Origin of the sequence: Streptomyces sp. NPDC020845, from assembly GCF_044334165.1 — a bacterium.
In the GTDB taxonomy this organism is placed as follows: domain Bacteria; phylum Actinomycetota; class Actinomycetes; order Streptomycetales; family Streptomycetaceae; genus Streptomyces.
Genome location: NZ_JBIRSJ010000016.1, coordinates 251,306 through 266,002, shown reverse-complemented (window position 1 = coordinate 266,002; position 14,697 = coordinate 251,306). Strand labels below are relative to the sequence as shown.

The window sequence follows — 14,697 nt, the reverse complement described above, 5'->3', positions numbered from 1 at the left end:
GGTGCCTCTCACTCGGTGACGGAGAAGGAGTCGAAGACAGCTGTGGTGGTCTGGCCGGGATAGTTGAGGTTGACGGCGCTGGCGACCAGGCCGGCGTCGCCGCTGCCGCTCGCCGACGGCACGGTCGCGGTGCCGACCCGCTGCCAGGCGGTGCCGTCGGCACTGGCGTACGCGGTGTACGTCGTGCCGTCGCGGACCAGCCGCAGCCAGGCGGGGTGGTACGAGTCGCCGCCGCCGGCCCAGGTGTCCAGGCGGCCGTCGCCGTCGCTGTCGGTCATGAACTCCACGCCGTACCGCGCCGACATGGTCAGCACGGCGTAGCCGCCCTTCTCCGCCGCGGTCAGGTCGTTGGCGACAGCGATCCCGGCCTTGGCGGACGGGCCACTGCCGCTCTGACCGGCGACCCGGGCGGTCACGGTGCCGGACGGCGGCGCGGCGTCGGCGAGGTAGACCGCCGCCTTCTCGTCCTTCCAGCCCGACAGGTCCTGGCCGCCCGCCCATATGGCGAACTGGCCGCCGTTCTGCGCGTATTGTGCCTCTTCGGTGGTGGTGGCGGTCGTCAGATACGGAGGCCGCACCTCGGACGGAACGGGGGTCACCGTGCCGTCCACGCTGTCGGAGTCGTGCCGTGTCCGGCCGTCCTGGCGGAAGGAGGTGCGCACGCCGATCTGGTGGGTGCCCCAGGCCGCGTCGGCCGCGGAGGTCACCGTCCAGGTGGCGGTGGCGCTGTCGCCCGGGGCGAGGGAGCGTATCCGCGCGCTGCCGGCCGGTTCGGCGGACCAGCCGTCGGGGAGATCGAGGCGAGTGCTGACCCGGGTGACCGCTGTGGGCCCGGTGTTGGTGACGGTCGACGTGATCTTCGTGCCGTCGCCGTCGGCTTCCAGGGTCGGCCGGTACGGGGTGAGCCGGACGCGGGCCGAGGGGCAGTCGCGGGCCGCGCCGAGGGTGGTGAGGTCGACCGCGTCGGCGAACGCTTTCATCCCGGTGTCATTGGGATGCAGATGGTCACCGGAGTCGAACGCGGCGGCGTACCGGGTGGGGTCGGCCGGATCCCGGACCGCCTTGTCGAAGTCGGCGTACCCGTCGAAGACGCCGCCGGAGTCGCGGATGAACGCGTTGACCCGCTGCCGGTCGGCCTCCTTGGCCTCCGTCCAATAGTCGCCCCAGCCCCGGTACGGGACCACGGTCGCGCCGACCACCCGTAGCCCCCGGGCATGCGCCCGCCGCGCGATCTCCTTCATGCCGTCGATCACTTGGTCGCCGGTGGCGCCGCCCCAGCTGAGGTCGTTCACGCCCTCGAACAGGATCACCGTCCGGGCGTTCGGCTGGGACAGCACGTCGCGCTCCAGCCGGTCAAGCGCCGACGGGTTGCCGTCGGTTCCGGCGGTGATCCGGTTGCCGCTGATGCCCTCGTTCAGCACCCCCGCGGTGGACGAACAGGCCGACAGCCGCCCCGCCAGATAGTCGGGCCAGCGCCGGTTGGCGTTCGCCGTAGAAGACGCGCCGTCGGTGATGGAGTCGCCGAGCGCCACCACGGTGCCCGCCGTGTCACCGCCCCGCACATCGACACCGGTCAGGAACGGGAAGGTGGAATCGGTCTTGGCGAAGGCGTCCCCGTCCGCGTCCGAGGCGTGGTCGCCGCCGCCGTCCGGCGTCCAGTAGACGGTCTGGAGGCCCATCCAGTGCTGGCTTATATGAGTGAGCCGGCCGGGGAAGTACAGGCTCACGACCAGGTCGCTGCGGGCCGGCACGGGGACCCGGACGGCATCGCTCACCGCTTGTTCCCCGGCTGCGATCGTCACCTCCGCCTTGCCGCCGAACCGCAGTTCGTGCGGGGTCGCGACGGCGGAACGGCCGTCCCCGCGCCCCACGGTCGCGTGTCCGATCGTCACCGGCTCGGTGGTGAAGTCGTTGGTCAGGCGGATGCGTACGCTCGATCCGCCGGCGCTCACCCGCACCGGTATCCGAACCGTCACCTCTGAGGTGCCCGGGTCGTACGAGGCGTGCTGAGCGGTCCCCCACGTCCCCGTCCACTCCGGCTGCTGGGTCTCGGCCGCGGCCGGCGCCGCCGGAAGCAGGGCTGCCAAGGTGGCCGCCATGCCTGTGGCCAGGGCCGCGAATCTTCGCTGCCCCCACAGGTGTTCAAGGGGTCTGGACACGGGGTCTCCTCAGGAACAGCCGCGGCCGAGGCCGAGCTCGGTCAGGTCGATGGAGTCGGCGAATGCCTTCATTCCGGCGTCGTTGGGGTGGAGGTGGTCACCGGAGTCGTACGCCGCGCCCAGCCGACGCGGGTCCGCCGGGTCGCGGACCGCCCGGTCGAAGTCGGCGTAGTCGTCGAAGACCCCGCCGGAGTCCCGGACGAACGCGTTGACCTGCTGCCGCCGCGCCTCCGTCTCCTCGGTCCAACCACCCCAGGTGAAGTCCTCGTACGGGGTGATCGTGGCGGCAACGACCCGCATCCGGCGCTGGTGCGCCCGGTCGGCGATCTCCGTCATCCCGGCGATGATCTGCTCGGCACTCGCCCCGCCGAGATCGTTGATCCCCTCGAAGAGGATCAGGGTCCGCGCCCCCGGCTGGGAGAGCACGTCCCGGTCGAGCCGGTCCAGGGCCGAGGGCTTCGTCGCGGTCCCGGCGGTGATCCGGTTGCTGGTGATGCCCGCGTTGAGCACTCCGGCGCCGGGCAGGCAGGCGTTCAGCCGGGCGGACAGCAGGTCGGGCCAGCGCTGGTTGGTATCGGCCGTCGAGAAGGACCCGTCGGTGATCGAGTCGCCGAGCGCCACCACCGACCCGGTTCTCGGCGCGGTCACGTCGACGCCGCTGAGGAACGGCCAGCTCGTGGTGGTCCAGGTGTAGGCGTCACCGGCGGTGTCGGCGGCGTGGTCGCCCGCCCCGTAGTCCGTCCAGTACACCGTCTGCTGCGCCCACCAGTGATCGGTGATGTGCGTGACCTGACCGGGCAGATGGAGACTGACCACCAGGTCGGCCAGGGCCGGTACGGCGAGTCCGACCGGATCGCTGACAGCCTGGCCGCCCGGCGGGATGGTGACCGTGCGCTTCCCGCCGAACCGCAGGTCGTACGGACGGGCGACGGCGGCACCGCCGTCGCGCAGGCCCACGGTCGCGTGCCCGATCGTCACCTGGTCGGTGGCGTAGGCGTTGGTCAGCCGGATGCGTACGGAGGAACCTCCGACGCTGGTGTGCACCGGCATCCGTACCGTCACCTCGGACATCCCCGAGACCTCGTAGTGCTCGCTGGCCGCCGTCGCCCAGGTCCCCGTCCAGCCGCGCCGATCGTCCTGCTGACCGGCCTCGGCGGGCGCCACCGTCCCGGCCACAACGGCCGAGACCGCCAGGAGCAATGCCGCGAGCCTGCCGCGTATCGCATGCATGTGCCGCCCCTACCGTTCCGCGCCGGTACGCGCGAGCGCCTGGTACGCCTTGGCGGCGCCCTTGGCCTTGAGGTTCACGAACGCCGGGGTGATCCCGAGGGGCGCCGCGTAGTCCTTGAGTGTCACGGGGCCGTGGACGACCGTGCCGCGGCCCACGTCCCGCCACACTCCGGACGGCAGGAAGATGTCCCGGGTAGCGCCCTCGTCGAGCTTGGGCGCGGCCAGCACGGCCGGACCGAGCATCCACTCGTCGGAGACCGTGTAGGACCGCTCGTCCTGCGGGAAGTCGAAGAACAGCGGCCGCATGATCGGATCGCCGGTCTTGACGGTGTTCCGCACCTGGTCCCAGATGTACGGGGCCAGTCGCTCGTGCGTGGCGATGGCCGCGCGGTAGAGCCGGACCGTCTCCCGGTCATAGCCGACCCACTCGCCGGTCGTCGCGTCCCGTACACCGGTGGGCGAGGTCGACGCGTACATGAGTGGCATGAGGGAAGCCGCCTGTGCCCAGCGGACCAGGACCGCCTTGGTGGGCGGCGGATACAGGAGCGAGCCGCCGATCATGTCGGTCTCGACGAACGGGTAACCGACCGTGGATACGGCCAGGTTGGCCGAGACGGAGGCGCGCAGGCCCCCGAAGGTGGCCGGCTTGTCGGCCGTGCGGGTGGCGAAGCCCTTGGCTTGCGCGGCGTTCCACGCGACCCGTAGCCCCGCCCCCTGCTGGTCGAACTCGTCGGCCAGTTCGGTGCCGTAGGTCACGTAGTCGGCACGGGTCGCTCCCGGGTAGGGCGCGCACCGGTCGTCGAAGAAGGCGGTGTCGAACTTGAATCCGGCCACTCCGGATTCGCGCGTCTGCGTCTTCAGATCCTCGGTGTACCACTGCCGCGCGGCCGGATTCGCCAGGTCGATCAGCCCGGTCCGGCGGCCGTTCCACCAGGTGAACAGGCATGGCTGGGACGAGTTGGAGCGGTCCTTCAGCAGATACCCGTGGTCGACGGCGTAGGCGAAGTCGGCGGCGGTCTCGGGCATGTACAGGCCGGTCCACATGCCGAGGTCGAATCCGAGGCGGCCGAGTTCCTTGGACAGGGCGGGCAGATCGGGGAAGCGTTCGCCGAAGTCGGCCGCGATCACGCTCTCCTCGACCTGTACCGCGTGCCCGTCCAGCCCCGCCTCGGCCAGCGAACGGGCCCAGTCGATGACGTTGTCCTGGTTCTGCTCCGTGTAGAGCTGGGCCCAGGAGTTCCACAGCGGGGTGGCGTACTGCTCGTAGGGGGTGTCGGAGCGCTCGGGTTTGCCGACCAGTCCGATGTGGTCGCGGTACACCTCGGCCGGGGTGTCCTCGACGAACACGGTGGAGGCGGCGGGCCGCTCTCCGGTGACGGTGAACTCTCCCAGCCCGTTGCCGCCGGAGTTGATGCGCACGTCCATCGGTTCACCGGTGTCCACCCGCAGCCCGGTGGCGCTCGCGGTGTACCAGAAGGGGGACACCACCTGGTACGACGCCGGGCTGAACCCGGTGTCCACCAGTTGCCCGGAGTCCAGCGGCCACGGCTGGATTGTCTGGTCGCCGTTCTCGCCGTGCCCGTACCAGTGCCCGGCGCTGTTCAGGTCGTATGCCGTGCTGAGCGCGTCCGCGGTCGCCCCGGACAGCGACCACGTCACGTCGTACCGGTCGGATCGCAGGGTGATCCTCAGGTCGACGGTGACGCCCGGCAGATCGGTGGCGGCGGTGACGCGCAGGGTGTCGCCGTCGCGGGCGCTGCCGGTGACCTCCCGGACGAGGTACCAGTCACCGCCGATCCGGAACCGGAACGCCCCCGCCGCCGTGGCCAGGACGGTCCGGCCCGCCCGTACCGTGGTGAGGGTCAGCCGGTCCGTCGCGACGCGCAGTTCGTAGCCTGGTGTCGCGAGGGTGATCGTCCCGGTTCCGGCGGCTGCCGGGGCCGCGCCGAGCAGCGGGGCGGCCAGGGCCAGCGCCGCCGAGCAGCGGCGGAGGGTCCGTCTCACGCCGGCCATCAGGCACCGCCGCCGCAGGTCAGCTTGGCGTCGGCCCAGTCGGCGTGGTCGAGGGCGTTGCCGTCTCCCGCGTCCGAGACGACGAGTTCGAGCCGGCGCGCGCCGCTTACGTCGACGTCGATCCTCTTCGTCGCGGTGTCCCGGTCGACGGTGCCGCTCTCGTAGACGGGTGTTCCGTCGGCGAGGACGGTGTAGGTGACGGTGGCCGGGCCGTCGGGCCGGCCGTAGGTCTCCTGGTCGAGGCCGAGGGCCGCGTGGAAGGTGGTGCAGGTGCCGCCGAGCCACACCTGGAGGCTGCTGGCGGCGTGCGTACCGAGGCCCTTCTCGTAGACGGTGTCGTGCAGGGTGAGCGGCCGGCCGTCGCCTTGGGCGTTCTCGCCGACGGACTGGTCGCGTTCGACCGGGCCCCAGCCGTTGCTGCTGGACTGGAACGGCAGATCGCTGACGTAGTGTTCGCCGGCCGTGAGCGGCGGTGGCTGCGCCGCCACCATTTCTTCCCCGGCCGCCGAGCCGGGTTTGCCGCGCCGGGTGAACGCGGCGGTGGCGCCGACGATCGCGACGGTGCCGGTCTTCTGGGCCGACGGCACGGAGATGGTCCATTTCGCGCTCGCCGAGGCACCGGGTTCCAGGGTGCCGAGCCGGACCGGGCCGGCCGGGGTCGCGGTCCAGCCGTCCGGCAGGTTCGGGCTCAGGGTGAGGTCGCTGAGCGTCTTGCCGTTGTCCGGTACCGAGGCCGTCGCCGTGACCTGGTAGGTGTTGCCCGGCTCGACGGTGTCGGGGGCGTCGACGGTCATCCGCGCCGGGGTGGCCGGGTCGGCGTAGGTGGCGGCGTCGTAGGCCGGAGCGGCCACATCGGCCACCCGCAGCGAGGAGGTGACATTGCCGAGGGTGGTGAGACCCACCTTTCCCAGGCCGCCGCTCTTGGCGTCCTCGCTCCACGAGGCGATGGCGATGGTGTTCTTGCCGTCGGCGCGCAGGATGCCGCCTGGAACGGGGAAGGTGTGCTGCGGGCCGGTGTCGTTGACGTACTGGCCCATCAGCCAGCCGTTGACATAGATGAGGGCGCGGTAGTCACGGTCGGGGTTGTCGGCGATCGTGACGCCGACCGACACGTCCTGGCCCTTGGGCAGCTTGGGGTTGAAGGTGGTGCGGTACCAGGCGATACCGGGGGTGGTGTCACTGGTCGGCAGCGTGGCCGCGTCCCAGGAGCGGTCCGGGTAGCCGGGCAGTGTCCAGCCCGAACGCTCCCCGTACAGGCCACCGTTGTTCATGTGCCCGCGCACGGTGTCGACGGGCTCTTCGCCGCCCCGGGCACCCTGGATACGCCAGGTGATCTGCGCGTCGGAGCCGGCGAGATACGCCGTGGTGAGGCCGCGCGGCTGCTTGTGGTCGTCGCTGTTCCAGGTGAAGTCCTCGTTGTGGCCCATGTTGCCGACCAGGACGGAGATCACGTTCTCCTTGCCCTTGCGCAGCAGACCGTCGGCCAGGGGGAAGGTCCGGCGGCCGGTCTTGCTCGTGCCGGCGAACTTTCCGTTGATCCACACCGAGTACGCGCCCACCGCGGCCGAGCCGGTGTCCGGGTTGGTGGCGTTCGCGGCGAGGGACAGTGACTTCTCGGTGCCGGTGGCCTTGAAGCGGCCCCGGTACCAGACATAGCCGTAGTGGTAGCCGTATTCGTCCTGGTAGAGCACCGGCAGAGTGCCGGGCTTGGTGGGGTTGTCGGTGGTCAGCTTGTCGGCGTATGTCCAGGACGAGTCGTCGAAGTCCGGGTCGGCCTCGGGGGTTTCGGCGGACGTCTTCCAGCCGGTCAGCTCAGGCAGGGTGACGTCCTTCGGCCCGGGCACCGTGCCGAGCAGGCTGCCGGACCCGGTCGGCTTCACCTTCAGGGGTACGCCGTTCCAGGTGACGCTCCGTACGCCGGGCGGTGCGAAGACCTCCAGCGGCCCCGCCTTCCGGGCGTCCCCGGTGAGGGCGAGCGTCCGGCCGGTGACGGATGCCGTACGGACCAGCTCGGTGCCGCGTTCCAGGACCGGACCCGCCTTTGTGTCCTGCCGCCAGAAATCGGCGGCCTGGTCGTCGGTGCCGATGAGCAGCAGCAGATCGGGGCGGCCGCCGCCCTGGACGAGGATCCGGGTGAGACCGGAGTGGGTGTAGTCCAGCTTCAGGTCGCCGCGCTCGGCGTCCCAGGTCGCGTCGGCCTTGCCGTCGACCACGGTGACCTTGGGCTTGGCGGAGTAACGGAGCACGGTCTGCCCGGGGTCGCCTTCGCCGCCGTACAGCACGGCTTGCGTGCGGTCACCGATCCGTGTGCTGGTCAGCAGCTCGCTGGTGGAGTAGACGAGCCGCTGCCGGCCACCGAGGTCGTGGCCGGCGACGAGGATCTTGCCGGTCTTCCCGTTCAGCCGTGCGGTGACCGGATAGGTGCCGTCCGGGGTCTTCCAGTCGAAGGTGGTGGTGGCGTCGGCGCCGGCCATCGGGTCGCCGTGCCGGAGGTACAGGAACTGGGTGCCGGTGTCCGGGTTGGCGCGGGCTTCGATGTGCACGGCATCGTTGGACGAGGCGGGCGCGTCGGCCGGATCGGTGGCGGTGAGTGGTCCTGTGGTGGTGTAGAAGAGGCCCTGCCGCTTCATCTCGTCGTAGTCGGCGCCGGTCTGGCGCGGCTCGCTGATCGGTGCGCCGTAGTCGTACGAGGTGTAGACCTGCCGCGGGTCGGCGAGCCAGCCCCAGTTGGTGCCGCCGTAGGTCATATAGAGGTTCTCGATCGTCGTGCCCTGCATGACCTCGTGCTTGTTGACGATCTCCTGGTAGGCCGGGCCCATCTTCTCCCGGCACTTCTCGTAGCCCGTGTCGCCCCAGGTCTGGAACCAGCCGGTGCCCGCCTCGAAGATCGCCAGCGGTGCGTCGTCCTGCTGCCGCTTGAGGGCGGGCAGCCACCACTCGCCCTTGCAGAAGGAGTTGTACTGGTCCAGCTCGCCGACGAAGTCCAGACCCTCACCGCCCGCGTACTGCGGCATCGGCTCGTTGCCGACGAGGGGCACGGTGATGCCGTCGGCCCGCACCTGCTTGCTCAACTCGACGATGTAGTTCCGGCCATCCGGGTCGTACAGCTCGTTCTCGACCTGGTAGAGCAGCACCGGTCCGGTGCCGTCGGTGACCTGGCGGCGGGCCAGGATCCGGTCGATCTCCCGGAGCCACTCGCGGGCGGCGTCGAGGTATTCGGGGTCGGTGGAGCGGGCCTGTCCCTTCTGGGTCATCAGCCAGCCGGGGAAGCCTCCGCCGTCCGTCTCGGCGTTGATGTACGGTCCGGGGCGGGCGATGACATAGAGCCCGGCCTCCTCGGCCATGTCGAGCAGTTTGTCGACGTCACGGACGCCGGTGAAGTCGTAGCGGCCCTTGGCGGGGGAATGGTAGGCCCAATCGAAGTAGATCGAGACGGCGTTCATGCCGCTTGCCTTGATCTTCTGAAGCACATCACGCCACAGGTCGGGGCTGGGAAGCCGCCAGTAGTGGAACTCTCCGGACCATACGAAAAGTCGTTCGCCGTCGACCTTGACGGAGTACTTGTCGTAACTGACCGTGTGCGGCGTGGCCTTGGTGGATTCGGCGGCTGTGCCCGTGGCGTGGGCGGGCACCGCCGCGGACAGGACCGTCAGCAGCACGGCGGCCAGTGCTCCGGCCAGCGCGGAGCGCAGCCGGTCGGCTCGCGCGAGGCCGGAAGGGGAGGGAGAAGAGGAGGGAAAACGGACGAGGTTCACGAGGTGCCTCCCGCGCAGGTCAGCTTGGCGTCGGCCCAGTCGGCGTGGTCGGTGGAGACATCGCCGTCACCGTCGACCAGCAGGTCCAGCCAGCGGGCGCCGGTCACGTCCACGTCGACGGCGGCGCCGCCGCCGGAGCCGTACAGCACCGGACTGGTGAAGAGGGAGCGGCCGTCGGCGATGACCTGGAAGGAGACGCTGCCGTTGTCGCCGACCTCGTCGTCCACCCCGGCGGTGGCGGTGAACCGGGTGCAGCCGCCGCCGAGGTAGACCCGGATCTGGCTGTTCGCGTGCACGCCGAGGCCCTTGGCGTACGTGGTGCCGCCGATCGCGAGCGGCCGCCCGTCGCCCGCTGCGGACTCCCCGTTGGAGGCGTCCTTCTCGACCGGGCCCCAGCCGTTGACCGCCTTGACCCAGGTCAGGTCGCTCACATAGGCGTCGGCGGACAGCCCTGGCGGGGGCACCTGCACTCCCCGCTGACCGGTGACGGCACCTGGATGGCCGGTCTGCGTCAGCTCCGCGGTCGCGGACAGGAGGGCGTAATGGACCGGGTCGCGGGGCGGGGTGACGGTATAGGTCGCGGTCACCGTGTCGCCGGGCCGGACCCGGTCGAGACGGGTGGTGTCGTCGGTGGTCGCGGTCCAGCCGTCCGGCACGGTCAGGTCCAGCTTGACGCTCCGAGCGGTCGGCGCGTCCTTCGGCACGGTGAGCGTGACGGGGACCTCAGTGGCCGTGCCGGTGCTCAGGAACGGCTCGGCGCCGACGGTGACCCGGGCGCCCGATGTCGGCATGGCGTAGGTCTTGGCGTCGTACGAGGGCGCGTCCACCGCACGGACCTTGATCCCGCCCGCCGTCGCGCCGAGGTCGACGAGGGTCGCGGAACCGGGGCCCGAGGCCTTGTCGGTGGACCAGACGGCCAGGGCGATGGTGTTGGTCCCCTGCTCGCGCAGGATGCCCTTGGGGATGACGAACCGCGTCTGGGGCCCGGTGTCGGCCAGGTAGCGGCCGATCAGCCAGCCGTTGACGAAGATCTGGGCGCGATAGTCGGTCTTGCCGCCCTTGGGTTCGGCGAGATCCAGCGCGATCGCGTTGTCCTGGTCCCGCGGTAGGTCGAGCCCGACGGTGGTGCGATACCACCGCACGCCGGGCCCGGTCTTCCCGGTCTGTCCGGACAGGGTGGTGCGACTCCAGCCGTTGTCGGGGTAACCCGGCAGCGACCAGCCGGCCCGCTCCCCGTACAGCCCGCCGTTGTCGTACGGGCCCCGCGCGGTGTCGACCGGGTTCTCGCCGCCCCGGCTGCCCTGGATCTTCCAGGTGAGGGTGGTGGCCCCGCCGATCACCTCGGCGCCGAGCAGGCCGCGTGGTTCCTTCGAGTAGTCGTGGCCCCATTCCTCGTTGTGGCCCGCGTTTTCGGCGAGTACGGAGAGGACGTTGTCGCCTTCCGCCTCGAGCGTCCCCGCCGGGATGTCGAAGGTGTGCGCACCGTCGCCGGAGCTGCCGAGGTAGCTGCCGTTGAGCCAGACCGCGTACTGGCCGGTCGGGCCGGTGTTGGCGTTCAGCACGATCGCGGTGGCCTTCCCCGTGGCCTTGAACCGGCCGCGGTACCAGACGTCGCCGTGGTGGTAGCCGTACTCGTCCATCGCGAGGACGGGCAGCGATCCGTCCAGCTCGGCGTTGTTGGCGCTGAGCTTGGCCGCGGTGGTCCAGGTGGAGTCGTCGAAGCCCGGGGCGGACTCGGGCGCTTCCTCCTTGTACTTCCACGTCGTCAGCTCGGGCAGCTCGAGGGGGCGAGGCACCTGGGTGACGGCGGTCTCGCGGCCGTTCCACGTCACCTTGGTGGCATCCGCGATGACCTCGATCTTCGCGGCATCGGTGGAGTCGCCGGTCAGCTTCAGCGTTCCGTCGTCCAGTTCGGCCGTACGGACGAGGGACGGGCCACGCACGAGGACCGGGCCCGCGGCGGTGTCCTGCCGCCACCAGTGGGCGGTCTCCGCGGTGTCGGCGATCAGCAGTTCCAGGCCGTTCACCAGCACTCGGGCCAGGCCGTCATGGGTGTAGTTCAGCCGCAGATCGCCGCGTGCGGCATCCCAGGCGGTGGTGACATCGCCGTCGAGCACGGTGACCTTCGGCCGCTTCGCGTACCGCAGCACGGTCTCACCGGCCTCGCCCTTGCGCCCGTACAGCAGCGCCACGTCACGATCGCCGACGCGGGCGTGCGTCATGATCTCCGAGGTGGAGTAGACGAGCCGCTGATCGCCCAGGTCGTAGCCCGCGACGAGGAGTTTGGCGTCCCGGCCGTCGACCGTGATCGTGCCCTGTTGCGGCACGCGCGGATAGTCGCCGTCCGCGCCGGTCAGGGACAGAGTGGTCTCATCCTTGTCCTTCACCCGTGTGTCGGCGTGCCGGACGGTGAAGAACTGAGTGCCGTCGTCGGGGTTGACCCGCCGGTCGACGCGCAGTGCCTCATCGGAAGGAGCGGGCACCTCGGCCTTGTCGGTCCGCGCCAGCGAGCGGACCGAGTTGACGAAGTACCCGAGACGCTTGAACTCCTGGTACTTGCCGGTCAGCTGACGGGACTCGTTGATCGCGGCCCCGTAGTCGTACGACGTGTACACCGCGTTCGGATCGGCGAGCCAGCCCCAGTTGGTGCCTCCGTACGTCATGTAGAAGGACTGGCCGCTCACCCCGGCGGCGATGTTCATCTTGCTGAACACCCGGGTGAAGTCGGTGCCGGTGAGCCGCGCGCAGTCCTGGTACCCGGTACCGCCCCAGGGGTCGAAGGCGCCGCCCTGTGCCTCCGGGATGATCAGCGGGGACTCGGGTTTCCAGTCGTTGACATGGGAATAGTCGGGCAGGTTCTTCCAGGCGTCGGGCTGCGAGCAGTCGAAGCCCTGCGGGTAGGCGTCGAAGCCGTAGATGTCGGGGGCGCCCTTGCCACTCACCCAGTTCTTGTTGGCCCCGCCGTCGTTGACGAAGGTCGGCACATCGATGCCGTCGCTCTTCGCCCAGTCGATGAGCGTCTGCATGTAGTCGGCGTCCGCGCGGCCGCCCTGGTACTCGTTCTCGACCTGGTAGAGGATCACCGTGCCGGTGCCACGGGTGAACTGGTGGCGGGCGATGATCCGGTTGATCCGGCTCATCCACTCGCGCGCATCGTCCAGATAGTCGGCCTCGGATGTGCGGTTCACACCTTTTCGCGTCTTCCGCCAGGCCGGGAAGCCGCCGCCGGAGACCTCGGCGTTGATGTACGGGCCGGGGCGGGCGATGACGTACAGGCCGGCGCGCTCGGCCTCGTCCAGCAGCCGCTCCACATCCCGGATGCCGGTGAAATCGTAGGAGCCGGGCTTGGCCGAGTGGTAACCCCAGTCGAAGTACAGCGAGACCGCGTTGAATCCGCCCGCCTTGATCTTCTGGAGCACGTCGCGCCACGCGTCGGGGCTGGGCAGCCGGAAGTAGTGGAACTCGGCGCCCCAGATGTACAGGGGCTCGCCGTCGACCTTCACGGAGTACTGGTCGTAGGTGACCGTGTGCTCCTGCGCCTGCGGCTTCGCCTGAGCCGGTGTCGCGGCGCCCGTACCCGTCAGCGGAATGACGGCCAGAAGCGTGGCGAGCAACAGAGGGCGCCATCGCCCTCTCATGACGTCAGCCCCTTCACCACGGCCGCACGCGCGGTTTCGATGTCGGTGACGTCCTTCGTGCGGCCGTCGAGGTTCCGGGTCGCCGTGGCGAGGGCTTCGGTCAGGGCGTCGCTGTCGGCGGCGCCGCCTTCCTTCTTCCTCAGCCGGGCGATGAGCTCGTAGTCCTCGATGCCCTCCTTCAACTGCTCCCAGCGAATGCTGGACATCGGCCCGTCCTTGCCCGGGTAGACCAGGTATTCGTCGCCCTGGGTGAAGATATGCACCGGCTGATTGAAGGGGTCGCGGGTCCAGCTGTTGTACGACCAGCGCAGAAACCCATCAAGATTCCGCTGGGCGGAGATCCACGGCAGCATGCGTGACTCCACGGCGGGAGAGTACGACAGGGTGTTCGGGTGAGCCGGTGAACCGTACACGTAGAAGGTGGTGATCTTTCCGGCCGCGCGCCGTTCCGCCGCCTTCTCCTTCGTCATCGCGTCGATGCCGCCCCAGTCGACGGACAGGTTCGACGCGACGCCCTCCGTGCTGATCGACCCGGCGACGGAGATACGGTCGTCGAAGACCGGCGCGACCTCGTGGACGAAGTCCTTGACGACCTTCATGGTGTCGATCGGGCGCTCGTCGAAAGACAGCCAGGTGTTCTCCAGCCAGCCCTTCGCCTTCAGATGCTTCTCGAAGGCGGGCAGAAACGCCCCCCACGCCTCCCGCCAGCGGTCCCCGCCCAGATCGACGTTCTCGTAGACGGTCTTGCCGGTACGGGTGTCCGTGTAGGTGAGGTGCTCCTTGTCCTGGAACGCCAGCATGGAGAAGGCGCCGATGTCGGGCCCGAGCCCGGCGTGTCTGGCGGTCCGGACGTACTTGTCCCAGCGGCCGAAGTCGAAGGAGAACGACTTCCCGTCCCACGTCCAGCCGACCATGCTGGAGTACGGCGTGGCCGTCTGCGACTCCCGGGTGCCCAGCGACCACTGATGGTGCCAGGGGTTGTCGACGATGGTGGTGTTGATGACCTTCTGGCCCCGGGAAGCCAGGTCGCGGCTGTAGGCCTCGATCAGCTTCCAGTGCTTGTCGGACCAGAGCCTCACACCGTGTGCCTGGGCGATGGTCTCCGGCTGGGCCCAAACGTCGAGGAAGAAGCTGTAGTCATCGGAGTCGGGCGCGCTCGCGTCCGCGACCTCGATGGTCAGCGGGTAACTGGCCTGGGTGCGGCCGTCGGCCTCGACCTTCACCGTACCCTTGTAGGCGCCGGGCCTGGCCTTGTTGGGAATATGGAAGGTGAACCACAGCGGCTGCGCCGCGTACGCGGGCACGTCCACGGAGGACCGCTCTTCGAGGGGGTCGCCGACCACATCGGGGTTGCGGTCTCCGGAGACCTCCTTGCCGGAGCTGACCTGGTCGATGGTGGCGGACCAGCCGACCTCGCTCTTGGAACGCTGCACGGGCACGTACTTCACGAACCGGACCTGGGCGTCGTCTCCGGGCAGCTTCGCCCCGCCAGGTCCGGTGAGATCGCCGACCACGGCCTTGACGTTGTCGAGATCCTCGCCGGACGCGATCGCCAGCTGCGCCGAGATCTGCTCGTTGCGCACGGCGGAGAGGGTCAGCTCCTTGGTGTCCTTGCCCTGGATGGCTGTCATCGGGTAGCGCGGGACCCGCTCCTCCGCGGAGCTGGCGAAGGATCCGGTGGGCACCCAGGTGATGGTGTCTCTGGTGCCCATGGCATCGGCGACCTTGACGGTCAGCCAGGTGGTGGTGGCCTTGGAATCGAGGGCGGTATCGGTGCTCGTACCGGTGACGGCGATCGCGGTGGTGCTCGCGGCCACCACGACACCCGCGACGAAGCCGGCGACGAGTGAGGACGTACGTGCCATGGGTCTGTGTTCCCTCTCTTACGGACGTGCACGGGCG

General features: G+C 69.9%; 6 protein-coding genes. All 6 read right to left on the bottom strand.

Annotation, left to right across the window (positions count from 1 at the left end):
* Positions 1-8 precede the first annotated feature (8 nt).
* From ACH4U7_RS38365 to ACH4U7_RS38340, 6 genes are read right to left on the bottom strand one after another with little or no spacing between them, the layout of a single operon-like run.
* Positions 9-2,159, bottom strand: coding sequence for a GDSL-type esterase/lipase family protein (locus tag ACH4U7_RS38365; RefSeq protein ID WP_398532387.1), 2,151 nt, complete (start codon positions 2,157-2,159; stop codon positions 9-11).
* Between the two features lie 9 nt (positions 2,160-2,168).
* Positions 2,169-3,389 carry an SGNH/GDSL hydrolase family protein gene (locus tag ACH4U7_RS38360; protein WP_398532386.1) on the bottom strand — a complete coding sequence of 407 codons (1,221 nt, stop codon included), beginning with the start codon at positions 3,387-3,389 and terminating at the stop codon, positions 2,169-2,171.
* A gap of 9 nt (positions 3,390-3,398) precedes the next feature.
* Positions 3,399-5,402: a glycoside hydrolase family 31 protein gene (locus ACH4U7_RS38355; RefSeq protein ID WP_398532385.1), complete on the bottom strand. Its 2,004-nt coding sequence runs from the start codon at positions 5,400-5,402 to the stop codon at positions 3,399-3,401.
* Positions 5,402-9,157, bottom strand: coding sequence for a beta-galactosidase (locus ACH4U7_RS38350; RefSeq protein ID WP_398532384.1), 3,756 nt, complete (start codon positions 9,155-9,157; stop codon positions 5,402-5,404). The genes ACH4U7_RS38355 and ACH4U7_RS38350 overlap by 1 nt, the downstream gene beginning before the upstream one ends.
* A complete protein-coding gene (locus ACH4U7_RS38345) occupies positions 9,154-12,795 on the bottom strand; it encodes a beta-galactosidase (RefSeq protein WP_398532383.1) in 3,642 nt (1,213 codons plus the stop codon). The genes ACH4U7_RS38350 and ACH4U7_RS38345 overlap by 4 nt, the downstream gene beginning before the upstream one ends.
* Positions 12,792-14,660 (bottom strand): glycoside hydrolase domain-containing protein, encoded by a 1,869-nt coding sequence (locus tag ACH4U7_RS38340; RefSeq protein ID WP_398532382.1) that lies wholly within the window; start codon positions 14,658-14,660, stop codon positions 12,792-12,794. Before ACH4U7_RS38340 ends, ACH4U7_RS38345 begins: the two co-directional genes overlap by 4 nt.
* Positions 14,661-14,697: the final 37 nt, after the last annotated feature.

What these genes read in the sequence shown, in the direction of transcription:
- ACH4U7_RS38340 (WP_398532382.1), bottom strand. Translation starts at nt 14,660, where the DNA reads ATGGCACGTACGTCCTCACTCGTCGCCGGCTTCGTCGCGGGTGTCGTG.
- ACH4U7_RS38360 (WP_398532386.1), bottom strand. Translation starts at nt 3,389, where the DNA reads ATGCATGCGATACGCGGCAGGCTCGCGGCATTGCTCCTGGCGGTCTCG.
- ACH4U7_RS38355 (WP_398532385.1), bottom strand. Translation starts at nt 5,402, where the DNA reads ATGGCCGGCGTGAGACGGACCCTCCGCCGCTGCTCGGCGGCGCTGGCC.
- ACH4U7_RS38345 (WP_398532383.1), bottom strand. Translation starts at nt 12,795, where the DNA reads ATGAGAGGGCGATGGCGCCCTCTGTTGCTCGCCACGCTTCTGGCCGTC.